The following is a 22,027-nucleotide window of genomic DNA, read 5'->3' as shown; positions in this document are numbered from 1 at the left end:
TATCCGTGATAGCACGTCGTCTACTGAGTGACAAGTTCTTCGTGTCGCTCGATGGACGACAACGTCGGATGGTCAGGCGTACTGGGGAACAGGGCGTGGGTACCGGTGGTCTTGAGCAGCCGCGCCGTACCGGGCCCGGTGGACGGGCCGTGGGCGCGCCGTGGTCCCTGCCCGGCTCACGCCGCCACAGGAGTCGCGGCGTCCTGGCTTGGCTCGGTCTGCCGCTGGCGCTCGGTCTGCCGCTGGTCGGCGCCGTGGACAGCGATCTTGCGGCGGCGTGCGGCCTGGGCGACGGGGACGGTCAGGGTGAGGACGCCGTCGCCCAGATGGGCCTGGAGGCGGGCGGCGTCGAGGCCGTCCGCGAGCTGGATGCGGCGTTCGAACAGCCCGTGGGTGCGCTCGGCGCGCCGGGTGCGCGCGCTCTGGCCGCGCGGTGCGGGACGGCGCTCGGCCCTGATCGTGATCATTCGGCCGTGGGCCTCGATCTCGACGGCCTCGGCCGCGACGCCGGGCAGGTCGAGTGCGATCACCAGTCGGTCGGTCTCGCGCCAGGCGTCCATCGGGATCGGCGCGGGTCGCGAGCCAGACCCGGGGGATGCCTGGTGGGCCACCGCAGTGCGCAGGAACATCGTCGGACACCTCCGGTCCACGGTTTTCTCGAGTCGCACCGGTGCGGTGCGGGCGGAAACTGTTGTAGCATGTCGTCGAGTCGATGACAAACGCTCAGTCAGCGAAAGAGTGACGACATGGATGTGCAGGACCGCCGCGCGAAGGCCGGGCCGGCGTCGTTCCTGGCCGCCGCCGCGGCGCTGGGGATGATGGACGCTGCGGCCCGCACCGCCCGCCACGCACCCCCGGACGCCGCCGGCCAGAGCGACCCGCGCCAGGCCCTCGCAGCCCTGATGCTGCTGCGCCAGGTGCGCGAGGAGATCGCCGGCTGGGAGAGCGGTCTGATCGAGACCGCCCGCGCCGCCGGTGCAACCTGGGCCGACCTGGCCGAACCCCTGGGAGTGCAGAGCCGCCAGGCCGCCGAGCGCCGCTACCTGCGCCTGCGCCCGAACGCCACGGCCGGCACCGCCTCGGGCAGCACCGGTGAACAGCGCGTCCAAGCCGCCCGCGACGCTCGCGCGGCCGACCGCGCGGTGACCACCTGGGCGCGCGACAACGCCGCCGACCTGCGCCGGCTCGCCGGACAGATCGGCGCCCTGGACGACCTCACCACCTCGGCCGCCCCCGCCATAGAGCGCCTCCTGGACGCGCTCGGCGACAACGACCCCGCCCGTCTTCTCGCCCCCCTCGCGGAAACCAGACCGCTCCTGGGGACGGACCACCCCAAGATCGCCGACCGCCTCGACGCGCTCACCGCCCGCACCGAACAGCTGCGCGCCGACAGCGACCGGCAGCGCCGCACACCCGACGCATGAGCACCTCGGTTCTGCACAGCCTGCCCGCGGATCGGTTGCGGGCCGAAGACCCGTTCACAGCTGGGAGTCTGGCCAAGCTCACCTGGTTCCTGCGGATGCGCATCCGCGACGCCCACGCCAAAGGCCATCCCCACGCGCAGCAGCTGCAGGACAGCGTCGAGGACGCCGTACGCGGCATCCTCGACTACGTCGACCAGGCCGCCCACACCGCCGACCCTCACGCGCTCGCGCCCGCCCGGGTCCGCGCCCACGCCCTGTGGAACGCGCTTCAGGCGGCGGCTGCGTTCTGGGACGACAACACAGACGACCCGAGCACCGCCGTCGACCCCGCCCGCTACACCACCGCCTACTGACACCTGACGACGCTGGAGGAATCCGTGCCGCCCACCGCGCCGCGGCCAGGCGCCCACCAGCCGCGCCGGGCGGGGATGCCGCGCCGGCGGCCGCATCACCTGGATCAAGCACCTGGCCGGCCGCACCCGGACCGAAGCACCGGCCTCAGCCTCAAGACAACTCCGCCGACCCGTGACGGCCGAGCCCGGCCCCGACCCGTACCGACGCCCATGACTCCAGCCGACCTGCAGCAACTGCTCATCGAACGCGCCCCCTCGGTCCCCGGCGTCACCGACGCCGCCAAACGCGAGGACGACAGCCCTTACGGACTGACAGTCACCTTCGCAGGGGGCGGGACGGTGTGGTGGACCATCACCGGCGCCTCCGGGCCTGCCCCCACCGTCGTCGCCGACGACGGCCCGGAGACTGCGGAGGTACCGGACCTGACGGGCTCGCCGGTTCCGGTGGCGTCGGTCGAGCTGGCCCTGGTCGCCACGGCCACCGCCGCCGGCGCGGACGATCCGTCTGCGGGTGTGTTCCGTGTCGACCGGTACAGCACGCGTCCGAACCCGCCCGCGGTCCGCTACGGCGCCACGCTGGAGTGCCGCGACGGCTGGAAGCTGTTCCTGTCCTGCTACGGCACCGCGCGCCCCGGCCAGAGTCGGCCCGAGCAGCCCTTCCAACCCCAAAGCCACGTCTGAACGCCCCGAATCAGGGCCGACGAGCTCAGCGCCCCAGGGCCGGGAAACGCCGCCCGAATCACGCTGCTCGACCCGACCCGCAACCCTTTCCACCACCTGAAGGAGACCCTCCCGTGGCCAGCCCGACCGAGACGCTGGAATTCCAGGCGGAGACCCGCCAGCTGCTGCAGCTGGTGATCCACTCGATCTACTCGAACAAGGACATCTTCCTGCGCGAGCTGATCTCCAACGCCTCCGACGCCCTCGACAAACTCCGCCTGGAATCCCTCACCGACACCGCCCTCGGCGTCGACACCTCCGACCTGCACATCACCTTGGAGGTCGACAGGGACGCCCGCACCCTGACGGTCCGGGACAACGGCGTCGGCATGACTCGCGACGACGTCGTCGACCTGATCGGCACCATCGCCAAGTCCGGCACCGCGAGCCTGCTCGCGAAGATCAAGGAGGCGAAGGACGCGGAGGCGGCGCAGCACCTGATCGGGCAGTTCGGCGTCGGCTTCTACTCCGCGTTCATGGTCGCCGACAAGGTCACCCTCCACACGCGCCGCGCCGGCACCGAGCAGGGCACCGTGTGGGAGTCCGACGGCGAGGGCACCTACACCATCGCCGCTGCCGACGGCCTCCCGGTCGGCACCTCCGTCACCTTGCACCTGAAGGCCGAGGACAGCGAGGACGGCCTCGGCGACTACCTGGCCCGTTGGAAGATCCGTCAGATCGTCAAGCAGTACTCCGACTTCATCCGCTGGCCCATCCGCATGGCCACCGAGCCCGCCGAGGCCAAGGCCGACACCGACGGCGAGTCCGGTGCCGAGGACTCCAAGGATGAGCTGGAGACGCTGAACTCGATGAAGGCGCTGTGGGCCCGCCCGCGCAGCGAGGTCACCGAGGCCGAGTACAGCGAGTTCTACCAGCAGATCAGCCACGACTGGCAGGCCCCGGCCGAGACCATCCACATGCGCGCCGAGGGCACCTTCGAGTACGAGGCGCTGCTGTTCCTTCCCTCCCAGGCCCCGTTCGACCTGTTCTCCCGCGACACCAAGCGCGGGGTCCAGCTGTACGTCAAGCGCGTGTTCATCATGGACGACTGCGACGCGCTGATGCCGAACTACCTGCGCTTCGTCAAGGGCGTCGTCGACGCCCACGACCTCTCCTTGAACGTCTCCCGGGAGATCCTCCAGCACGACCGCCAGATCACCGCGGTGCGCCGACGCCTCGTCAAGAAGGTGCTGGGCGCGATCAGGGACATGCAGGCCACCCGGACCGAGGACTACACGAAGTTCTGGGAGCAGTTCGGCCGGGTGGTCAAGGAAGGCCTGATCGAGGACCGCGACAACACCGACGCGCTCCTGGAGCTGCTCTCCGCAGCCTCGACCAACGATCCGGAGAAGACGACCACGCTGCGCGAGTACGTCGCGCGGATGAAGGAGGGCCAGAACACCATCTACTTCCTGACCGGCGAGACCCGCGCGGCGGTGGAGAACTCCCCGCACATGGAGGCCTTCACCGCCAAGGGCTACGAGGTCCTCATCCTCACCGATCCGATCGACGAGGTGTGGACCGACCAGATCCCGGCCTTCGACGGCCACCGGTTCCAGTCCGTCGCCAAGGGCCAGGTCGACCTCGACGACGACACCGCCGACGAGAGTGAGGAGGCTAAGGCCGCCAAGGCCCAGCAGGAGCAGGACTACGCGCCTCTCACGGCGTGGCTGCAGACGGCCCTGGCCGAGCACGTCAAGCAGGTCCGCCTGTCCACCCGCCTCACCACCTCCGCCGCCTGCCTGGTCGGCGATGCCCACGACCTGACCCCCACTCTGGAGAAGATGTACCGGGCCATGGGCCAGGACCTCCCCGCGGTGAAGCGGATCCTCGAACTCAACCCCACCCACCCCCTGGTCACCGCTCTGCGCCAGGCCCACCAGGCAAACGCAGACGATCCCGCGCTCGCGGAGATCGCCGAACTCGTCCACGGCAGCGCGTTGCTCGCCGAAGGCGGGGACCTGCCCGACCCCGCGCGCTTCACCCGACTCCTCACCGAGCGCCTCACCAAGACTCTCTAGCCGCCGCGGGGGTGCGGACCGGCATATCGGCTGGCGCCGCCCGCACCCCCGCACCAGCAGCGCGGGACGCACGCGCACGGAGGGCAGGAACGCTCCGGAGCGCGCCCAACGGAGGGCAGGAACGCTCCGAAGCGCGCCCACGAGTTCCGAGCCATGGCGAGAGCCGGACCTCCAGACGCCCGCGCGGCCCACCCGCCCGACACCGGAGACCGACGCGTGTACCAGTACACCGACCGCAAGAACCGCACCCTGGCCGACCGCATCGACGACGCCGCGGCGCGCCGCCCCGGCCGCGGCACCGAGCAGGACAAGGCCGCCGCGGCCGCGCTCCTGGCCGACATGCTGCAGGCCGCCGCCCACCACGGCATCGACCTGGACGCCCTCGACATGGTCACCGACCTGCCCGCGGGCTGCTACCTGGCCGTGTCGAAGAACAGTGACCTGACCCAACGCGTCGACACCGCTGCCACACGTCGCCCCGCCCAGGCGCGCACCGAGCAGGACAAGGCGGCCGCGACCGCTTTGCTCGCGGACATGCTGCAGGCCGCCGCCAAGCACGGCATCACCTTGGACACCTTCGACTGGGTCACCGACCTACCCGGCACCTGCTACCGCGCCGTGGCCAGGTGCCGCGACCTGGCCGAACGCATCAACGCCGTCGACGAGCACCGCAGCACTCGCGGCACCGAGGAGGAGAAGGCGGCCGCGACCGCTCTGCTCGCCGACATGCTGCAGGCCGCCGCCCAGCACGGCGTCAACCTCGACGCGTTCGACTGGGTCACGGACCTGCCCGGAGGCTGCTACGCAGCTATCGCCTCCAAGCTCCGCACGCGTCCCGTCCAGTGGGCCACGGCCAGCTGAACCGAGCAGTCGCCTACGCCCGGACATCGCTCTGCCCCGCAGGGTCGCGAACGACCCACTGATCCACGCCACGACCGGCGGACCCCGACTCGCCGGCTCACGCCCCGTCAGCAGCTTCCGCCCACTCGTGCAGGAGGTCTTCATGCCGCTGTCTCCCGCGCTGCGCGCCGTCGCACGGCGCGCCCTTCGTCGTTGCCCGTCCGCCTCAGGCTGCCGGCTCACGGTGCGCGGCGAACTCGACTACTGCACCGTCGACCAGTTGTGCCGCGACCTCGACCAGCACCTGGCCGCCCACCGACACGTCACTGTCGACCTGACCGGCGCCACCTTCTACGACCAGGCCGCCATCGACGCCCTGACGAACGCCCAGGAACGCGCCGTGCTGGCAGGCCGCCGTATCACCTTGGTCAAGGCGCCCGCCCGAGCCGGCCTCCGCGCCGCCGCCTAACAGCAGACAGGAGGAATTTCGTGGACACCACTGTGCAGATCACCCGGCATCGGGACGCCGACGGCCGCACTGTCCGCGCCGTACGCGGCGAAGTCGACGCTGCCTCCGCCCCGTTCCTGCGCAGCGCCATCATGGCCGAACTCTCCCACCACGCCCTCGTCCTCGACGTCACCTCGGCCGTGCTGATCGACTCCGCCGGACTGCACGCGCTGACCGCCGCCCAGCGCGAAGCGGCCGCGCTCGGCCGGCCCCCCATCGTCCTGCGCGGCGTACGCCCTCTACTCGCCAAGAACCTCAAGGCCTCCGGACTCGCCGAGACCTTCCCCCGCGAACCCGCACCGGCGCTCACCCCCCGCTCGCTGCACCGTCTGCGCCGCCCGCACGAGGCGGCGCCCGTGCCGGCCAGGGACCTGGTCGCGGCGGACAGCGCCGCATAGCGGTAGTCCCGCCGCGCACCGCCCCCTCACCGACTCGCCGGCGTGCAGCCGGCGCAGGGCTGCAAGGTCGCGGATCTGGGCGGCGGGCAGCCTCGGGGAGGCGGCGAAGTCGAACTCCTTCAAGGTGACAAGCTGCTCGGACTTCGCGCAATCAAGCGTCGCGGCCGCGACCGGGACATCCGCCGGCGACGCGGAACAGCTCCAGGCGCTTCCCATGCGGTGCGCCTGGCATGCCCCTCTCGCTGAAGCCGGGCTTCACGATTCGAAGCACTGCGCGCACTGCAGTGGAGCCACGAGGGCGGGGGTCCTCTGGCCGTCGCGGCGCTCGGGAGCCCCCACCCTCGGGCGAGCGTGGTGGGGTGTTGGTCAGGAGGCGGTCAGTGCGGTGTCGTCGAGGACGAAGCTGGTCTGCAGGCTTGAGTCCTCGCTGCCGGTGAACTTGAGGGCGACGGTCTGCCCGGCGTAGCTGGACAGGTCGAACGAGTGCTGGGTGTAGCCGCTGGCCGCGTTGAGGTTGGAGTAGGTCGCCAGCGTGCCCAGCACGGTGCCGCTGCTGCTCAGGACCTGGACCTTCAGGGTGTCGTAGGCCGTGGTCTTGGTGGTTTCGGCGGTGTCGATGTGCAGCCAGAAGGAGAGGCTCGCACTGCACCCGGCGGGGACGGCCACCGTCTGGGACAGGGTGTCGGTGTGGGTGGTGCCGTAGCCGTCCAGCCAGGCGTCCCAGGTGCCCGAGTGGGTGGGCTCACCGGACGAGCCGTACTGGCCGATGACCCCCGACGAGGCCGTCCACACCGTGTTGCCGGACTCGAAACCGGGGTTGCCCAGCTTCTGTCCGGGGCTGGTGCAGCCGCCACCACCGGAGTTGACGGTCCAGCTGAACGAGGCCGACCCGGATGCCGTGCCGGAACTCGCGGTGACCGTCACGCTGGAGGTGCCCGCCGCCGTCGGAGTGCCGGAGACCAGACCGGAGGAGGAGATCGACAGCCCCGCCGGAAGGCCGGTCGCCGAGTAGGTCAGCGACTTGCCCGCGGAGTCGGTACCGCTGATCTGCAGCGAGACCGCGGTGCCCGCCGTGCTGGTCTGGTTGCCCGGGTTGGCGACCGTGACGGTCTCCGTGCTCTGCGCGTTGACCGTCCAGGTGAACGACGCCGAGCCGGAGGCGCCGGTGCTGTCGGTCGCGGTGACGGTGACGTTCGACGTGCCCGCCGTGGTCGGGGTGCCGGAGATCAGGCCCGAGGAGGAGATGCTCAGGCCCGCCGGAAGGCCCGTCGCCGAGTAGGTCAGCGCCGCGCCGCCCGAGTCGGTGGCGCTCACCTGCAGCGAGGCGGCCGTGCCGACGGTACTCGTCTGGTTGCCGGGGTTGGTGACGGTGACGGTGTTGCCGCCCGTGGAGGTGCCGACGGGCAGGCCGCCGGTCGGGGCGTACATCGCCATGTCGAACGTGCTGCCGCTGGGAGCCTGGGCGACGGGGATGACGGTGACGGCGTTGCCGCCCGCCAGAACGGAGGTGGAGATGTAGTCGCCGAACATCCGGCCCTGGCTGGTGTTGGGCAGCCAGGCCAGCGTCATCGGACCGGCCAGCTGGACGGGCGACGTCCAGGTGGTGCCGCCGTCGGTGGAGGAGACGTAGCCCGCGTCCAACTGGCAAGTCGTGTCCGTGCAGTTGGCGGTCGGGTAGTAGTAGTACGTCAGGCCGATGCGCGCCGAACCGCCCGAGCTGCTCGGGTCCACGCCGATGCCCGGCGTGAAGTGGTCCGCGCTGCTGGTGGCCGCGTCGATCGGCACCCGCACCGGCGTGCTCCACGTGGTGCCGTTGGTGGATGTCGACATGATGATGTCGTTGCTCGGGCAGCCGCTGCGGAAGCGGCAGTCGGACCAGACCGTGTAGACCTTGCCCGAGGCGTCGATCTCCGCGGACGGCAGCGGGCTCTCACGCAGGGTGTCGCGCGGGCTCGCCTGCCTGGCGATGTCGGAGGCGGCGGCGTTGTCGTCCAGCCCGGCCACCGTGTGGTGGGAGACGGTGGCGATCTGCACGCTGGCGCCCCAACTGGTGCCGCCGTTGGTCGACACGAAGGAGCGCTCGGCGTTCGAGCTGGCCGAGGAGAACGGCACGACGACGGTGCCGTTCGGCTGCACCACCGGCTGGCCGCCGAGGCCGCTCGGGCTGTCGGAGGGACCCAGCTGAGCGCCCCACGTCTGCCCGCCGTCGGTCGAGGTGCGCATGTGCTCGATGTCGCCCGCGCCCGCGTCGTCGTACTCGGTGTAGCAGTGGCCGTAGTACGGGCTGGCTGAGTGGTCGTCGCAGACGGTCCAGTTCTTGTCGTACGAGGCTCCCGTGGCTACCGCGACAGGATTGCCCCAGGTGTGGCCGCCGTCGGTGGAGCGGCTCAGCTCCACGTCCACGTCGTTGCCGGAGGTGATGCCCAGCCAGGACACCATCCAGACGCCGTTCTTGGCGTCGTATGCCACCGAGGCGTCGCTCACCTGGCCGAAGGGGCCGCCGGTGTTGGCCGTGGTGGCGGGCATGTACCCGTGCGTCCAGGTCTGCCCGTTGTCGGTCGAGGTGGCCCAGCCGACGTTGGACGCGCCGCCGCCGGTGACCCGGCCGACCTGGAAGGCGGAGACGATGGTGCTGCCGTAGCTGAAGGTGTCGGGCTCGACCTCGGTGGCGTGCTGCGCCTGTGCGTCGGAGTAGGGGTCGCTGCTCACCTGGGTGAGCGCCGGGGCGGTGGCCGGGGTCGGGCCGTGGCCGTGGGAGGCCGCCGGGGTGGCGGCGAGTGCGGGTGTGGCCAGCGCCATCGCGGCGACCACGACGCCGGCGAGGGATAACGGTCCTTTTCGAGCCAGTCCGGACATGTCTTCTCCTGACATGCGAGGCGGAACCAATGGGTGTCGGCTGCCGCCGACACGGGACAGCCGGAATCGTGGTGCCACCCCGACCAGTGGGGTAAGAGGGGAGCTGTGGCGGGAACATGACATTGCATGGCGCGTCTCCGTCAGGGATCCCTGGCCGACAAGTCCTCAGCGAGCGGCGGAACCACCCGCCGGCTTGATTTGGATCGAGATACGGGGGGAGGAGCCCCAGGACCGTGAGGCCCGCGCGGACGGTGTGGCACCGTCCGCCGCATGCTTGGGAAGGAAGGACGTATGACCGAGGTGCCGGCCACGACCACCGATTCGGGCGCACCCGTCGAGAGCGATGAGCACTCGCTGACAGCAGGCCCGGGCGGCCCGATCCTGCTGCAGGACGCGTACCTGATCGAGCAGATGGCCCAGTTCAACCGGGAGCGAGTCCCGGAACGTCAGCCCCATGCCAAGGGCAGCGGCGCGTTCGGGCACTTCGAGGTGACCGGCGACGTGTCCGCGTACACCAAGGCCGCGGTGTTCCAGCCGGGTACCCGCACGGAGGTGCTGGCCCGGTTCTCGACCGTGGCCGGGGAGCGCGGCAGCCCGGACACCTGGCGGGACCCGCGCGGGTTCGCGTTGAAGTTCTACACCTCGCAGGGCAACTACGACATGGTCGGCAACGACACCCCGGTGTTCTTCGTGAAGGACCCGATGAAGTTCCAGCACTTCATCCGCTCCCAGAAGCGGCGAGCCGACAACAACCTGCGGGACCACGACATGCAGTGGGACTTCTGGACCCTCTCGCCCGAGACCGCCCACCAGGTGACGTGGCTGATGGGGGACCGCGGGATCCCTCGCACGTGGCGGCACATGAACGGCTACAGCTCGCACACCTACATGTGGATCAACGAGCAGGGCCGACGGTTCTGGGTGAAGTACCAGTTCAAGACCGACCAGGGCATTGAATGCTTCACCCAGGACGAGGCCGACCAGATGGCTGCGGTCGACACGGACTACCACACGCGTGACCTGTTCGAGCACATCCGCGACGGGCAGTACCCGAGCTGGACGATGTTCGTCCAGGTCATGCCGTACGAGGAGGCGGCGACCTACCGGTTCAACCCGTTCGACCTGACCAAGGTCTGGCCGCACGGGGACTATCCGCTGATCGAGGTCGGCCGGCTCACGCTGGACCGCAACCCCACCGACCACCACGCGGAGATCGAGCAGGCGGCGTTCCAGCCCAACAACTTCGTCCCCGGAATCGGCCCCAGCCCCGACCGCATGCTCCTGGCGCGACTGTTCGCCTACGCGGACGCGCACCGCTACCGCATCGGCGCCAACTACCAGCAGCTGCCGGTCAACGCGCCGACCGTGCCGGTGCACTCGTACTCCAAGGACGGGGCGATGGCGTACCGCAAGGCCGCCGACCCCGTGTACGCCCCCAACTCCAAGGGCGGCCCGGCCGCCGATCCTGCCGTCTCAGGCCCGCCGCCGAGCTGGGAGGTCAGCGGGGAGATCACCCGCGCGGCCTACGTCGACCACGCCGAGGACGACGACTGGGGCCAGGCGGGCACCCTGGTGCGCGAGGTCATGGACGACGACGCCCGCGCCCGGCTGATCGACAACGTCGTGGGGCACCTGTTGAACGGGGTCAGTGAGCCCGTCCTGCACCGCGCGTTCGAGTACTGGGCGAACATCGACCCGGACGTGGGCCGGCGGGTCCGCGAGGGCGTCTCCGCCAAGGCGGGGGAGAAGGACCCCAAGGCGGAACAGCAGGCCAACCCGGCCCGCACAGCCATGCAGCACAAGGCGTGACCGCCGCGCCCGGTGACCGGGCTGCGGGCGACGCACACGTCCACGTGAGCCAAGGCGAAAGGAGTCTTCGATGACCGTCCCCGATGACGACGCCCGAGTCCAGGACGAGGAGATCCGCGAGCGCTCCGCCGAGCGGCGCGCTGTCGTGACGCCGACACCGCGCGACGTGAGGCACCGGGCGGACACGGATCCCGAGGTCCCTGAGCGTGGCCGGCCGCCGTCCATCGAGGGCTAGAAGAGCGCCCGCCACTCGCGGCGCGTCCGGCGGGAGACCCAGAGGGGGGACGTTCTAACGCCTTTGGAAGGACTCATCATGTCCGCTGTGCTCAGTGACAAGCTCAAGGCAGTGCTCGACGGCCCCGTCTTCGTCAACATCGCCACCATCCAGCCCGACGGAAGCCCGCAGGTGTCCCCGGTATGGGTGAAGCGCGACGGCGACGACGTGCTGATCTCGACGACCGTGGACCGCCGCAAGGAGAAGAACCTTCGCCGCGACCCGCGCGTGGCGGTGCTGCTCCAACTCTTCGACTCGCCGTACGAGTACGCCGAGATCCGCGGCACCGCCCAGCTCAGCACCGAGGGCGGCCAGGAACTCATCGACGAACTCTCGATGAAGTACAGCGGCAAGAAGTACCGCGAGTTCAACCCGGACTCGGTCAACGACGCCCAGCGCGTGGTCGTCCGCATCACCCCCCGCAAGGTCGTCGGAAGCCTCTGACCGCGCCCCGGGGAACCTGCAGGGAGCTGAGCCTGGACGAGGTCCTCGATGCGGATGGTGACCCGGGCGCGGTCATGGGTGGGCCACCTGGTGAGCGCGGGCCAGGCGCAGCAGGGCGCGCAGCCGCAGCAGGACATGTTGGGCGTCCGCCAGGCGTTTCTGGGTGCTCGCGGTCGGCACCCCGGGGACGGGCTGGTGGTACAGGAGGGGTTCGAGTGCGCGGCCGACGCCGACCAGGAGCCAGGCCAGGCGTCCAGTGGCCTGGCCCGCATACAGGGTGGGATCCGCGGCGGCGTCCCGCACCAGTGGGCTGCGGTCCGAGGAGGGATGGTCGGCACGCTGGTGGGCCAGGGCGTCCAGCGAGGGCAGCAGGCGGGTGATGACGTCCCGGTCGGCGGCGTCGACGACCCATCGGCCGCGGTTCAGGTCCAGTTCAGTCACGCGGAACAACGGCCTTGTCCGGTCGCGCATCCCCGCTGCGGGCACGCCTCACCTCCTCGCGACCATGTCCTTCCACTGTCGGCGTGACAGTCGTCGGACGGCAATCACCCAGGCGAAGACTCGGCGGCGCCGTCCACCAAACGAAGGGGCAAAGGCGTATCCGAGCCGCATCCACCGTGCGCGCAGTGCGGTGGAGGCGTCGAAGCCGCGTAGCGGGCGGCGCTCGCTACGAGGCGGCCCCTGCCGGCCAGGTCATGGAGGAACGCTGCGGTTCTGAGGCGAGCGGTGGGAGGCGTAGGGCGAGGAGGGCGACGTCGTCGGTGTTGTTCTGGGGGCGGACGCGTTCCAGGAGACCGGCGCAGAAGCCTTCGAGCGTGTGGTGGACCAAAGCGGCGGCGTGGCGTCGCAGTTGGCTCATGCCCGGGTCGATGCCCCGGGTGGGGGACTCGATCAGGCCGTCGGTGTAGAACAGCAGAGTGGATGCGGGTGGCAGGAGTGCCTGGGCGGTGCTGCGGGTCGCGGTGACGCCGCTGCCGAGCAGGAGTGTGCTGGGGGCTTGGAGGTAGTCGGCGCGGCCGTCGCCGGTGACCAGCAGTGGTGGGGGGTGACCTGCGTTGGTCCAGGCCAGCGTCCAGACGCCGGTTGCCGCGTCCTGGCTCAGGCTGGCGTAGATCAAGGTCGCCATGGGCAGGTCGGTGACGCGGGTCATGGCGTTGTCGAGCTGTTCGACGGCCCGGTTGGGCTGCCCCGGGTGGGACCAAGCCAGTGCGCGGAGCATGCTGCGCAGTTGTGCCATGCCCGCGGCTGCCTCAAGGTCGTGGCCGACGACGTCGCCGATGACGAGGGCGGTGGCGTGGTCGGAGAGGGGGAAGACGTCGTACCAGTCCCCTCCCACCTGGGACGCGTCGGGCGCGGACAGGTAGGCGGCGTGCAACTGCACTCCGGGCAGCTGGGGGAGTTGGGGGAGGAGGTGGCGCTGCATGGTCTCCGAGACGCGGCGTTGGCGCTGGTACAGGCGGGAGTTGGAGATCGCCAGGCCGGCGCGGCGGGTGATGTCCTCCAGCAGGGTCAGGTCGCGGGAGGTGAACGCGGCGGGGTTCTCGCTGCGGCCCAGGGTGAGAGCGCCGAGGATTTCTCGCGCGCCGCGCACCGGGGCTATCGCGGCCGAGTGCATGCCGGTGGCAGCGAAGAGTTCGCGCTGCACCACGGCGATGCCCGAGTCCGGCTCCCCCAGGTAGACATCGGGGCCGGCCAGGGATGCAGCGCCGCCGCGAAGAGCACGCGACAGCGGCTTGGGCGACTGAGGCGTGACCGCCGGCATCGGCCCCTCCAGCTCGGGGCGTCGGTCCAGGCCACGGTGGTCGTGGTGGACGACGCGGGTGCGCCACACGTCGCCGGTGTCGTCGGTGAGGTCGACAACCATCCAGTCGGCCAGCCGCGGGAGCACCAGCGGCGCGAGCCGGGCCACGATCTCGTCCTCGTCCAAGGTCGACGTCAGCGAAGTGGTGGTCTCCGCGAGCAGGGCCAGGCGTTCCAGCTCCGACAGCGTCACAGCAGTCGCTGCTTCCGCGGCGACCTCGCCGGGATGGAAGAGCACCAGCACGGCCGTGCCCTCGTCCCCGGCGTGAGGGGTCGCGGTCCAGTGCACCGGCAACAAGCTCCCGTCACCGCGCAGGAAGCACAACCCGTCACCACTGCTGGCGCTCCGGGACACGACGGCGTCCATGACCGGGCACTGGGCCCGCGCGAGGGCACTGCCGTCCGGCCCCCGGTGCAGGAGCTCATGATGATCCTGACCGAGCAGCTCCTCGCTGCCCCTGCGCAGCAGGGCCAGGGCACGCTCGCTGACGGCGACGATCCGACCGTTGCCGTCGATCAGGTAGGCGCCCAGATCCCCGACCACGAGGTTCCCCTCGTCCGGCGTACGCGCCGGGAGAAGGGTTCTGGCGCCGCCTGCATGCCGGTCGACGAGGCACGCCTCGGGCTCAGCCGGGAGCCCGCTGTCGCTCCGCACGTACAGCTGCCTGGTTCCGGACACGTGGGCACGCTTGCGGGGCATTCCGCGCATGGACTGGTCCTCCGCCCCGCTGGCCACACCCCGGGTCTTGCGGGGGCGCGGCACCGCGGCGGGCAGGCGGGCGGTTCCCAGCTGCGCGAAACGGCGATCGGCAGGCCCGGGCCGGATCCAGGGTGGAGCCGGGACGGGTCATGAGCGCCTACCCCCGTGTCTTCGGGCAAACCCCTGTCGGCAGCACCCATCGGCACAGCGGGGCGCAGCAACGTGTACCACGTCGTGGAGGGAACGGTCCTTGGCTGGAGTCGACCTGCGACTGGGACACCGTCCTGTCCCAGAATCCCGGCCCTGGGGCGGGCAGGCATGGGAGCTCAGCCGCGGCCGACCCCTGCGTCACACCCGCCAGAAGCTCGTTCCCTCAGGCGGGGGGACGTGTCGGACCCGGTCAGGAGTTCTTCCACGGTGGGGCTGGCCACCCAGGCCAGCCGGCCCAGCTTCGGCCGCAGTCGGGCGTCCACACTCCATGCGGCTCCGGCCTGCGCGCAGAAGAGGGCCAGTGACGCGAAGGCGTACGCCACCGCAGGACCCAGGTCCGTGATGCCTGGAGCCGTCCATGGCAGTCCGAAGGCTTCGGCTGAGGACCAGATGCCGAGCGAGTAGAGCGCACTTCCGACGAAGACCGCGTTGCTCACGACACCGAAGACCAGACCTGCGGCGATGCAGGTCTCCGTCAGTGCCGTACCGAGCGCGAAGGCGCCTGGCGCTGCCGTTGCGACTATGTGCCACATCTGGATCCACTGGTGGACCCCCGGGGTCCGCACAGCGGCGCCTTGACCGAGTTCGTCGCCGAGGGTCTGTCCGTGGATGAACCCAGGGAGCCATTTGAAGGACGCGTCGATCGCCCAGACCAGACCGAAGCCGATCCGCACGACGGCCGCGCACCGAAGACGAGCCACACGCCGTTCGGAGGCGACTGCGCGGACCCTGTGGTCGGACGATGCCGTTGAAGTAGTCACGGTGAGCATCTCTTCCGAGGAGGGCTGTACGAGGCCCCCCGCGCGGCGAAATGCATCAGGATGGCCCAGCATGCCAACACCGATGACGGAACCGCACTCAGAGGCGTTTCAGAAACGGAGGGGCGCCGAACCGGTCAAGTTCCGCCACCCGCCCCCGCGTTCAGGGCGCGAGGCTCACTGGAGGCCGCGAAGCGGCGCTTGCCGGCCTCCGTGCCCGGCCGCTTCCGCGCTTCGCAGGTCGTCGGCTCAGCTGACGCTTCGGTGACCTTGGCCGGCCTGGCGGGCCCCCTGATCGAGAGGCTGCTCCAGCGCTTCGCATTGATCTTCGGCCCGGCGCAGGCCGGCCACGACCAGGGGCGTTCGGCAACGCAGCCCTGGGGAGCTGAAACCCGTCGGAACGGGCGTACCAGGTGGGCGGAGAAAGGCCAGGACCAGGGCCGCGGCCGCGTGCGCGACGAGGACCGCGCAACTCACCGCGGAAGCAGTGGGGTGCGCGATCCTCGTGGGGTGGGACGAGGGCCGAGTGGTGATGGGCCGTGTCAGACGGTGGCGCTCAGGGTCACCTCGATGTTGCCCCGGGTGGCGTTGGAGTAGGGGCACACCTGGTGGGTCGCCAGGACGAGCTGGTCGGCCGTGGCCTGGTCGAGGCCCGGCAGGTGGGCGGTGAGCGTGACGGCCAGAGTGAAGCGACCGTCGGCGATGGCGAGCAGGCTCACCTCGGCGGTCACGGTGGAATCGGTGACGAGGGCCTTCTGTCCGGCGGCGACCAGCCGCAGGCCGTTGTGGAAGCACGCGGCGTAGCCGGCTGCGAAGAGCTGCTCGGGGTTGGTCCTGTCGCCGCCGGGGCCGCCCATCTCCTTCGGGACGGCCAGGAGTTCGTCGAGGACGCCGTCGGCGGTGCGGACCTCGCCGTTGCGGCCGTCGCCGGTCGAGATCGCCTCGGTGGTGTAGAGCGTGGACGTGGACATGTTTGTGCCTTCCCTCGGGGTCGGTGCAGGACGCGCCGGATGATGCGCGGGCGCGCGGTTCTGGTGGGTGAAGGGTGGGGGTGTCGGCCGGACCAGGGCAGGGGCGAGCGAGCCATGGCCGACGCGGTGCCGTGCGGCAGCTGCAAGGTCCGGCGGCAGGTGCTGTCGGGGCGCGCAGCGCCCGGGTCAGTGGTGCCGGAGCATGCTCACCGGGGTGGAAGCGGGCGCCGGGGCGATCGTTGTGGCAGCGAGCAGCTGCAGCGCTGCCTGTGAGGAGGATCCGGGTTCGGCGGTTACCACCACCAGGCGGATACCCGGTGCTGCGGGCATGGCCAGCGACTGCTGCAGCACGTCCATGGTTCCCACGGTCGGGTGGTGCATCCGGTACTGGGCCAGATCCCAGGCGCGCACCCGGTGCTGCGCCCACAGCTCGGCGAACTCGGCGCTGCGCATGGTCAGTTCGCCAATCAGTGAGGCGAGCTGCGGGTCGTCGGGATAGTCCCCGACGGCGAGTCGCAGCTTGCCCACGGCGTCCCGGGCTTTCCTCGGCCAGTCGGTGTAGAGCTCCCGGGTGTGCGGATCGAGGAAGACGAGCCGGGCGGTGTTGGGGCGTGACGCTGGATGGTTGGGGCTGTCCGGGTCCAGGTGCCCGGCGAACAAGGCGTGGCCTGGGCGGTTCCAGGCCAGCACGTCCGAGCGTCGTCCGAGCAGGATGGCCGGGGCGTCGCCGAAACTGGCTGTCAACTGCCGCATCGCCGCGGTGACCTGCTCGGCGGGCAGCCGGCTGCGCTTCTTCCGCCGGGCGCTGCCGGACAGGTCGTGCAGATGACGCCTCTCGGCTTCGTCGAGCTTCAGCGCCGCCGCGAGCGCGTCGAGGACCTGCGGCGAGGCGTTCAGCGCGACGCCCTGCTCCAGCCTGACGTAGTAGGCCGCACTGACGCCGGCAAGCTGGGCCACCTCCTCACGACGCAGTCCGGGCACCCGCCTCCTGTCCCCGTAGTCGGGCAGACCCACGTCGGCCGGCGTCAGCCCGGCACGCCGGCTCGTCAGGAACTCCCCGAGCCGCGACCCCTCGCGCGCTATCGCGTTCATGCGGCAAGTATCGGGCGCTCGCCGCCGGTCCAGCCTGCCCCTGCCAAGGGCACCCATCCGCGCGTTCCGCGCGGGCGTGCCCGCCTCCAGCGGAGCCCGCCACAACGCGATCTGCCGCGACCCCCGCTGGGACTGCCTGCCGACACTCGACGTCGACCGCGAACTGGAGACCTGGAGTGGTCCCGCCGTCCCCGAGCGGCGGGGCAGCCGGCGGTCGGGCAGCCTGGTGGAAGGGCCGGACGCCTGCGCCATCAGCCGATGCCGTCGTGCCGTCTCTTCCAGGGCGACCGCCCCTGAGGGCGTATCTCACGGCTGCGGCGCGAACTCGGCAGTTCCCTGCTGTTTGAGTCTGAGGGGAGGGCTGCGGGGACGTGGGATAGGGCCGTTCGGCGGACCTGGTGGGGACCGGCTGGTCCTGTCGGGATCGGGTCGGCGTGGCGAGCCTTGTCGTAGCGGTGCAGTCAGCCGCGCGTAGGGCATCGCAGGCACCGAAGGAGGGCAGTCCGATGGCCGCGCCCGCAGCCGATCCTCGTCCGTCCGCCGGAGCTCCGAGTCGTTCGCTTCTGGCCATGGCGCGTGCGCGCCGTCACAGCGTGCTGCGGCGGCCCAGCGACCGGTGGCGCTCAGCGCTGCTGGAGGTTCAGGCGCTGGCGCTGGTCGCGGTGACGGTTCTGTGTGCGCTGCTCGGATTGTCGCTCTTTCAGCAGGGACGCACGCACGCCCAGCAGGTGGAGCGAGGTCTGCGTCCGGTGCAGGCCCGTGTCGTCGGCCAGCCGTACCCGGCCGGTGTGGGTGGTGACATGGCGCAGGTGAGTTGGACCGCCGCGGACGGCACGACGCATCAAGGCAGCGTCGAAGTGGCGGCCTCCGAGCGAGTCGGGGGCCACGTTCGGATCTGGCTCGACCCGGCGGGGAATCTGTCCACTGGGCCGGCCACGACGGCGAACCTCGTCAGCACCGCAGCCCTGTCGGCGCTGCTCGTGATGGTCGGAGCGGACGCGGTGCTGCTGGGCGCCGGCGCGATCGCGCGCTCCCGACTCGACCGCCGCGACCAGGAGGCATGGGAAAAGGAGTGGCGGGTCTATGAGCCCCGTTGGTCCCGCCCCTGAGCAGCGCTCCGACCAAGGGCCGGTAGCTCCTGCGCAAGGGACGGCCCGGGCCGAGCCGACCGGTGGCCGGCGAAGCAGGGTGGACGAGTTCTTGACGTGGCCCGCAAGGCCCGGGAAGCAGGTGGTCTCCGTGAGCAGGAGGTCCTCGCCTGGCTGCGCGGAGCGCCCGAACCGCCGCACACGGTCTATCTGGTCCACGGCGAGCCGGGGGGCGCGCAGCGGCTGCGCGACCGGATCCGGCACGAGCTCGGCTGGAACGCCGTGGTGCCGCGCTCCGGCGAGCGCGTCCTGGTGCGCTGAGCCCAGCCAATCGGCACAGGAAGGAGGCGGCAGGACATGACCAGGACCGCCAGGCGGAAACGCGGCGACGAAGCCCGACCCGGTCGGGTCCCGCTGTCCGGGCGTCGGCGTGTGGAGCAACTGATGACCCACCAGGTTGTCGCGGTCGAGCCTGACGCCGACTTCGCCACGGCCCTCGCGGCGCTGCGGGCCCAGGGCCACGACGACCTGCCCGTGGTGGACAAGCAGGGCCGCCCCATGGGCATGGTCTGCGCGGCCGACCTGCTCGCCAAGCTCGCCGCGACAGCCCTGCCGGACGTCTCGTCGTTCTTCGAGGCCCAGATCACCAGGGACATCCGCCGCCGAGCGGGCGCCGTCACCGTCGCCGAGCTGATGACCACCCCGGTCCGCACCGTCAGCCCGCAGGACAGCGCCGCCGACGCGGCCCTGGTCGCGCTGCGCCACCGGATCCATCAACTGCCTGTGGTGGACGAACACCGCCGCATGGTGGGCCTGGTGACGCTGAACGACCTCCTGGACGCCCTGCGCCGCACCGACGCCGACCTGGCCGAGGAGGTGCGCGCAGTCGCTCTGCGTCCGGAGTGCGGTGTCAGGGCCGCCACCCTGCACGTTACCTGCCTGCGCGGACGCGTCCTGCTCGACGCCCGGACCTCGCTGCGCAGCCAGGCCCAACGCCTGCTCACCGAGGTCCGCCGGGTCGAGGGCGTCGTCGACCTGGCCGAAACGGTGCGCTGGGAGATCGACGACCTGCGTCACCGCCCCTGACCCTTGAACGACCCTGCACCCGAGGAGCTGACCATGACGACCGCCGACACCCCCGCGCCCGAGCGGCGGATCCTCGTCGCCTATGCCAGCCGCAACGGAGCGACGGAGGAGATCGCCGCCTGGCTCGGCGAACGACTGCGCGCCCGGGCGGGCCGCGCCGAGGTCACCGTCGCCGAGGCGTCGGACCGGCTTGACCCCGTCGGCTACGACGCCGTGGTGCTCGGCTCCGCGCTCTACGAGGGCCGCTGGCTCCGCTCCGCGGCCCGCTTCGCCCGCCGCTACCGCCACGAGCTCGCCGAGCGCTGGGTGTGGACGTTCAGCAGCGGCCCGTTGGACGACTCCGCGAGCACGGGCGAGGTCCCCATGACGCACAGCGCCGACCGGATCTCACGGCGGCTCCTCGCGCGCGACCACGTCACCTTCGGCGGCCGCCTCTCAGCTGACGCGCGAGGCTGGCTCGGCCACGCCATGGTCCAGAGCGGGCTCGGCGGCGACTACCGCGACCGCGCCCAGATCGACGCCTTCGCCGACCGTATCGCTGATGAGTTGTCCGTGCTCCCCATGCGGCATACCGCTACGGCGTGACCTCGGAGCGGCGGCCGGTGCCCGGCTTCCGGATGTCAGGCCCCGCCGGACCGCGCAGAGCCGTGCGTGCCGGCGTCGCGCGCGGCGGCCTCGGAGGCGATCACGGCGGCCTGGACCCGGCGCTCCACTCCGAGCTTGGCGAGCATGCGGGAGATGTGGTTCTTGACCGTCTTCTCCGCCATGTAGAGGCGCTGGCCGATCTCACGGTTGGTCAGTCCCTCGCCGATGAGGCCCAGGATGTCCCGCTCGCGGTCCGTCAGCTCGGCCAGGGCATCCGGTGGTTGTGTCGGCTGGGTGGCCTGACCGCGCAGGCGGGCCATGAGCCGGGTGGCCGCTCCCGGGTCGAGCATGGACTGGCCTGCACCGACGGTACGCACCGCCGAGATCAGGTCTGTCCCGTTGATCTGTTTGAGGACGTAGCCCGAGGCCCCGGCCATGATGGCGTCCAGCAGGGCGTCCTCGTCGTCGAACAACGTCAGCATCAGGCAGGCGAGTTCGGGCAGTAGGGAACGGAGTTCGCGACAGACACTGATTCCGTCCCCGTCCGGCAGGCGCACGTCCAGGACCGCGACGTCGGGGCGCAGCGCCGGGACCCGGGCCAGCGCCTGCGCACAAGTCCCGGCCTCACCGACCACCTCCAGGCCTGGCTCGGCTTCGAGCAAGTCGTGCACGCCCCGGCGGACCACCTCGTGGTCGTCCAGCAGGAAGACCCGGATGGTGTCGGCAGCCGGAGCGCCGGAGAATTCGCCCGTCATCCCTCTACCTCATGTCTCGGATCCGCCCTGCCCGGGTCCCGTCTGCCACGAGTGCAGGGAGTCGAAAGGATCGTCGCCCCCGGGGCTGGACCACTGATAGGGCCGTTCGGTCCCATCATCGCGCGATCGGTACTGCTCGGCACGGGCCGACCGTCTGGCCGCTCTGCCCCGCCCGGCTCAGGCGGCCGAAGCCCCACCCGCGCCACCCTGGTCTCACAGCGACCTCGTCGCGAGTGCGAGCACAAGCGATAGCGCAGGAGGCAACCACCATGACCATGCAGAGTGTGTGGAGCGGCGGCACGGTCGCCGATGTGATGACCCACGCCGTCGCAGCGGTAGGCCGCGACGCCGGGATCGACGAGATCGTGGACATCTTGCACACCCGCCGCGTCAGCGCACTGCCGGTCGTGGCAGGTGACGGGCGGGTGATCGGAGTGGTGTCGGAGTCGGACGTCCTCGCGGCGGAGCTGCCTGACGGGAGCGCGCCTCGGGAGGGGAGCGCCCTGACTGCCGGCGGGCTGATGAGCACCCCGGCCGTGGCCGTCCACCCCTGGGCGCCGCTGGCCGAGGCCGCACGGGCGATGCTGCTGCGCAAGGTCAAGCGCCTCCCGGTGGTCGACGCCGACGGACACCTGCGCGGGATCGTCAGCCGCGCCGACGTCCTGAAGATCTTCCTTCGAGGCGACGACGACGTGGCCCGCCACGTGCGCTTCGAGCTCCTCGCCGCGATGGGCCCGCAGGCCGCGGCGGGGATCGACATCGGCGTGGCGGAGGGCGTGGTGCGCCTCTCCGGCCCCATCCCGGAGGAGCCCGGTCCGGCGGTGCTGACCCGGCTGCTGGAGGGTGTGCCAGGCGTCGTGGACGTCCGCGTCCAGACCGTGCAAGCGGCCTGAGCGGACGCGCGAACAGGGCCGGTGGTCGGTATCCGCCGACCACCGGCCCTGCTCCTCGGTATCCGCCGACCACCGGCCCTGCCTCGGGGCTTCAGGCATGGTCGGCCGGGGGCACGACCGCGACCGGGGCGTGGTCGAGGTGCAGGACAGGGTGCGGTACGTGACCGATGGGCAGGCTGAAGTGCCGCGTGTGCTTGCGGTGGGATCTCGGCGGCCCTGCGGCTTCGCCGAAGGAACACCTCCAGGCTCAGCACTGCTTCAGGTCGAACCCGAGGGCTGACCGGCCCAGGGCGGGCCTGACGGCCCGGCCCTGGGGCCGAGAGCGATCGCTGCCCGGGGGAGCTGGTGCGCTGATGGTGCCTTAAGGGCCGGTCGGCCCCCTCGGCAGGGCCGTACCGGCTCATGACCCGTGGTGGGTGACGCTGAACGCTGGGAGGCACAG

23 protein-coding genes and 1 pseudogene are annotated in these 22,027 nt (G+C 71.2%); 15 read left to right on the top strand and 9 right to left on the bottom strand.

The window, feature by feature from the left end; all coding sequences use genetic code 11:
* Nucleotides 1-176: 176 nt before the first annotated feature.
* The gene (locus TR48_RS10365) at nt 177-629 is read right to left on the bottom strand and encodes an Hsp20/alpha crystallin family protein (protein WP_042365700.1); all 453 of its coding nucleotides are present in this window, start codon (nt 627-629) and stop codon (nt 177-179) included.
* A gap of 117 nt (nt 630-746) precedes the next feature.
* Between TR48_RS10365 and TR48_RS10360 the strand changes: the two genes are divergently transcribed.
* The 7 genes from TR48_RS10360 (at nt 747) to TR48_RS38735 (ending at nt 6,264) form a co-directional block, all read left to right on the top strand.
* Nucleotides 747-1,424: a hypothetical protein gene (locus tag TR48_RS10360; protein ID WP_042365699.1), complete on the top strand. Its 678-nt coding sequence runs from the start codon at nt 747-749 to the stop codon at nt 1,422-1,424.
* Nucleotides 1,421-1,777 (top strand): hypothetical protein, encoded by a 357-nt coding sequence (locus TR48_RS10355; protein WP_042365698.1) that lies wholly within the window; start codon nt 1,421-1,423, stop codon nt 1,775-1,777. The genes TR48_RS10360 and TR48_RS10355 overlap by 4 nt, the downstream gene beginning before the upstream one ends.
* Before the next feature lie 210 nt (nt 1,778-1,987).
* On the top strand, nt 1,988-2,458 hold the full coding sequence (locus TR48_RS10350; RefSeq protein WP_042365697.1) for a hypothetical protein: 471 nt from the start codon (nt 1,988-1,990) through the stop codon (nt 2,456-2,458).
* 113 nt (nt 2,459-2,571) lie between these two features.
* Complete coding sequence (gene htpG, locus TR48_RS10345) at nt 2,572-4,518, top strand: molecular chaperone HtpG (protein ID WP_042365695.1); 1,947 nt, start codon at nt 2,572-2,574, stop codon at nt 4,516-4,518.
* Between the two features lie 216 nt (nt 4,519-4,734).
* Nucleotides 4,735-5,379, top strand: coding sequence for a hypothetical protein (locus TR48_RS10340; protein WP_042365694.1), 645 nt, complete (start codon nt 4,735-4,737; stop codon nt 5,377-5,379).
* Between the two features lie 142 nt (nt 5,380-5,521).
* Complete coding sequence (locus TR48_RS10335; RefSeq protein ID WP_042365693.1) at nt 5,522-5,827, top strand: STAS domain-containing protein; 306 nt, start codon at nt 5,522-5,524, stop codon at nt 5,825-5,827.
* A gap of 20 nt (nt 5,828-5,847) precedes the next feature.
* Nucleotides 5,848-6,264: an STAS domain-containing protein gene (locus TR48_RS38735; protein ID WP_052442549.1), complete on the top strand. Its 417-nt coding sequence runs from the start codon at nt 5,848-5,850 to the stop codon at nt 6,262-6,264.
* Nucleotides 6,265-6,291: 27 nt separating this feature from the next.
* Here TR48_RS38735 and TR48_RS46785 read toward each other — a convergent pair.
* Nucleotides 6,292-6,411 (bottom strand): annotated as a pseudogene (locus TR48_RS46785) (ATP-binding protein); the annotation flags it as partial.
* Between the two features lie 219 nt (nt 6,412-6,630).
* Entirely contained in the window at nt 6,631-9,120 is a 2,490-nt protein-coding gene (locus TR48_RS10320) for a sialidase family protein (RefSeq protein ID WP_084729150.1), read from the bottom strand.
* Between the two features lie 291 nt (nt 9,121-9,411).
* On the opposite strand from TR48_RS10320, the gene TR48_RS10315 reads away from it, so the two are divergent.
* The 3 genes from TR48_RS10315 to TR48_RS10310 all read left to right on the top strand — a co-directional run bounded on the left by TR48_RS10315 (nt 9,412) and on the right by TR48_RS10310 (nt 11,647).
* Complete coding sequence (locus TR48_RS10315; RefSeq protein ID WP_042365692.1) at nt 9,412-10,929, top strand: catalase; 1,518 nt, start codon at nt 9,412-9,414, stop codon at nt 10,927-10,929.
* A 70-nt stretch (nt 10,930-10,999) separates the two neighbouring features.
* On the top strand, nt 11,000-11,164 hold the full coding sequence (locus TR48_RS43065; RefSeq protein ID WP_161789803.1) for a hypothetical protein: 165 nt from the start codon (nt 11,000-11,002) through the stop codon (nt 11,162-11,164).
* Between the two features lie 78 nt (nt 11,165-11,242).
* Nucleotides 11,243-11,647, top strand: coding sequence for a PPOX class F420-dependent oxidoreductase (locus tag TR48_RS10310; RefSeq protein ID WP_042365691.1), 405 nt, complete (start codon nt 11,243-11,245; stop codon nt 11,645-11,647).
* Between the two features lie 72 nt (nt 11,648-11,719).
* Here TR48_RS10310 and TR48_RS10305 read toward each other — a convergent pair whose 3' ends face one another.
* The 5 genes from TR48_RS10305 to TR48_RS10285 form a co-directional block, all read right to left on the bottom strand.
* Nucleotides 11,720-12,088 carry a hypothetical protein gene (locus TR48_RS10305; RefSeq protein ID WP_152627891.1) on the bottom strand — a complete coding sequence of 123 codons (369 nt, stop codon included), beginning with the start codon at nt 12,086-12,088 and terminating at the stop codon, nt 11,720-11,722.
* Nucleotides 12,089-12,314: 226 nt separating this feature from the next.
* Nucleotides 12,315-13,991: a SpoIIE family protein phosphatase gene (locus tag TR48_RS10300; protein ID WP_042365689.1), complete on the bottom strand. Its 1,677-nt coding sequence runs from the start codon at nt 13,989-13,991 to the stop codon at nt 12,315-12,317.
* Between the two features lie 482 nt (nt 13,992-14,473).
* Nucleotides 14,474-15,190 carry a hypothetical protein gene (locus TR48_RS10295; protein WP_161789802.1) on the bottom strand — a complete coding sequence of 239 codons (717 nt, stop codon included), beginning with the start codon at nt 15,188-15,190 and terminating at the stop codon, nt 14,474-14,476.
* Nucleotides 15,191-15,657: 467 nt separating this feature from the next.
* Nucleotides 15,658-16,086, bottom strand: a complete 429-nt coding sequence (locus TR48_RS10290; protein WP_042365687.1) for an organic hydroperoxide resistance protein — start codon at nt 16,084-16,086, stop codon at nt 15,658-15,660.
* A gap of 186 nt (nt 16,087-16,272) precedes the next feature.
* Nucleotides 16,273-17,178 carry a helix-turn-helix transcriptional regulator gene (locus tag TR48_RS10285; protein WP_042365686.1) on the bottom strand — a complete coding sequence of 302 codons (906 nt, stop codon included), beginning with the start codon at nt 17,176-17,178 and terminating at the stop codon, nt 16,273-16,275.
* Nucleotides 17,179-17,684: 506 nt separating this feature from the next.
* On the opposite strand from TR48_RS10285, the gene TR48_RS38730 reads away from it, so the two are divergent.
* The 4 genes from TR48_RS38730 to TR48_RS10265 all read left to right on the top strand — a co-directional run bounded on the left by TR48_RS38730 (nt 17,685) and on the right by TR48_RS10265 (nt 19,937).
* Entirely contained in the window at nt 17,685-18,287 is a 603-nt protein-coding gene (locus TR48_RS38730) for an Rv1733c family protein (protein WP_161789801.1), read from the top strand.
* 96 nt (nt 18,288-18,383) lie between these two features.
* On the top strand, nt 18,384-18,587 hold the full coding sequence (locus TR48_RS10275; RefSeq protein ID WP_042365685.1) for an MBL fold metallo-hydrolase RNA specificity domain-containing protein: 204 nt from the start codon (nt 18,384-18,386) through the stop codon (nt 18,585-18,587).
* A 123-nt stretch (nt 18,588-18,710) separates the two neighbouring features.
* Nucleotides 18,711-19,352 (top strand): CBS domain-containing protein, encoded by a 642-nt coding sequence (locus TR48_RS10270; protein ID WP_052442547.1) that lies wholly within the window; start codon nt 18,711-18,713, stop codon nt 19,350-19,352.
* Between the two features lie 33 nt (nt 19,353-19,385).
* Nucleotides 19,386-19,937 (top strand): flavodoxin domain-containing protein, encoded by a 552-nt coding sequence (locus TR48_RS10265; protein WP_042365684.1) that lies wholly within the window; start codon nt 19,386-19,388, stop codon nt 19,935-19,937.
* A 35-nt stretch (nt 19,938-19,972) separates the two neighbouring features.
* Here the strand turns inward: TR48_RS10265 and TR48_RS10260 are convergent, their stop codons facing one another.
* Complete coding sequence (locus TR48_RS10260) at nt 19,973-20,692, bottom strand: response regulator (RefSeq protein WP_042365683.1); 720 nt, start codon at nt 20,690-20,692, stop codon at nt 19,973-19,975.
* A gap of 269 nt (nt 20,693-20,961) precedes the next feature.
* Here TR48_RS10260 and TR48_RS10255 point away from each other — a divergent pair, with 269 nt between their 5' ends.
* A complete protein-coding gene (locus TR48_RS10255; RefSeq protein WP_369405569.1) occupies nt 20,962-21,585 on the top strand; it encodes a CBS domain-containing protein in 624 nt (207 codons plus the stop codon).
* Nucleotides 21,586-22,027: the final 442 nt, after the last annotated feature.

The sequence above is a fragment of the Streptacidiphilus neutrinimicus genome (assembly GCF_000787815.1).
Lineage (GTDB): Bacteria > Actinomycetota > Actinomycetes > Streptomycetales > Streptomycetaceae > Streptacidiphilus > Streptacidiphilus neutrinimicus.
This window is presented reverse-complemented; position numbering and strand designations above follow the sequence as displayed.

Bases quoted from the DNA above. Each gene is read 5' to 3' on its own strand.
- TR48_RS10320 (WP_084729150.1), bottom strand. From the start codon at position 9,120: ATGTCCGGACTGGCTCGAAAAGGACCGTTATCCCTCGCCGGCGTCGTG.
- TR48_RS10255 (WP_369405569.1), top strand. From the start codon at position 20,962: ATGACCATGCAGAGTGTGTGGAGCGGCGGCACGGTCGCCGATGTGATG.
- TR48_RS10260 (WP_042365683.1), bottom strand. From the start codon at position 20,692: ATGACGGGCGAATTCTCCGGCGCTCCGGCTGCCGACACCATCCGGGTC.
- TR48_RS10355 (WP_042365698.1), top strand. From the start codon at position 1,421: ATGAGCACCTCGGTTCTGCACAGCCTGCCCGCGGATCGGTTGCGGGCC.
- TR48_RS10350 (WP_042365697.1), top strand. From the start codon at position 1,988: ATGACTCCAGCCGACCTGCAGCAACTGCTCATCGAACGCGCCCCCTCG.
- TR48_RS10295 (WP_161789802.1), bottom strand. From the start codon at position 15,190: ATGCTGGGCCATCCTGATGCATTTCGCCGCGCGGGGGGCCTCGTACAG.
- TR48_RS10365 (WP_042365700.1), bottom strand. From the start codon at position 629: ATGTTCCTGCGCACTGCGGTGGCCCACCAGGCATCCCCCGGGTCTGGC.
- TR48_RS10360 (WP_042365699.1), top strand. From the start codon at position 747: ATGGATGTGCAGGACCGCCGCGCGAAGGCCGGGCCGGCGTCGTTCCTG.
- TR48_RS10315 (WP_042365692.1), top strand. From the start codon at position 9,412: ATGACCGAGGTGCCGGCCACGACCACCGATTCGGGCGCACCCGTCGAG.
- TR48_RS43065 (WP_161789803.1), top strand. From the start codon at position 11,000: ATGACCGTCCCCGATGACGACGCCCGAGTCCAGGACGAGGAGATCCGC.
- TR48_RS10285 (WP_042365686.1), bottom strand. From the start codon at position 17,178: ATGAACGCGATAGCGCGCGAGGGGTCGCGGCTCGGGGAGTTCCTGACG.
- TR48_RS10290 (WP_042365687.1), bottom strand. From the start codon at position 16,086: ATGTCCACGTCCACGCTCTACACCACCGAGGCGATCTCGACCGGCGAC.
- TR48_RS38730 (WP_161789801.1), top strand. From the start codon at position 17,685: ATGGCCGCGCCCGCAGCCGATCCTCGTCCGTCCGCCGGAGCTCCGAGT.
- TR48_RS10270 (WP_052442547.1), top strand. From the start codon at position 18,711: ATGACCCACCAGGTTGTCGCGGTCGAGCCTGACGCCGACTTCGCCACG.
- TR48_RS10335 (WP_042365693.1), top strand. From the start codon at position 5,522: ATGCCGCTGTCTCCCGCGCTGCGCGCCGTCGCACGGCGCGCCCTTCGT.
- TR48_RS10310 (WP_042365691.1), top strand. From the start codon at position 11,243: ATGTCCGCTGTGCTCAGTGACAAGCTCAAGGCAGTGCTCGACGGCCCC.
- TR48_RS10265 (WP_042365684.1), top strand. From the start codon at position 19,386: ATGACGACCGCCGACACCCCCGCGCCCGAGCGGCGGATCCTCGTCGCC.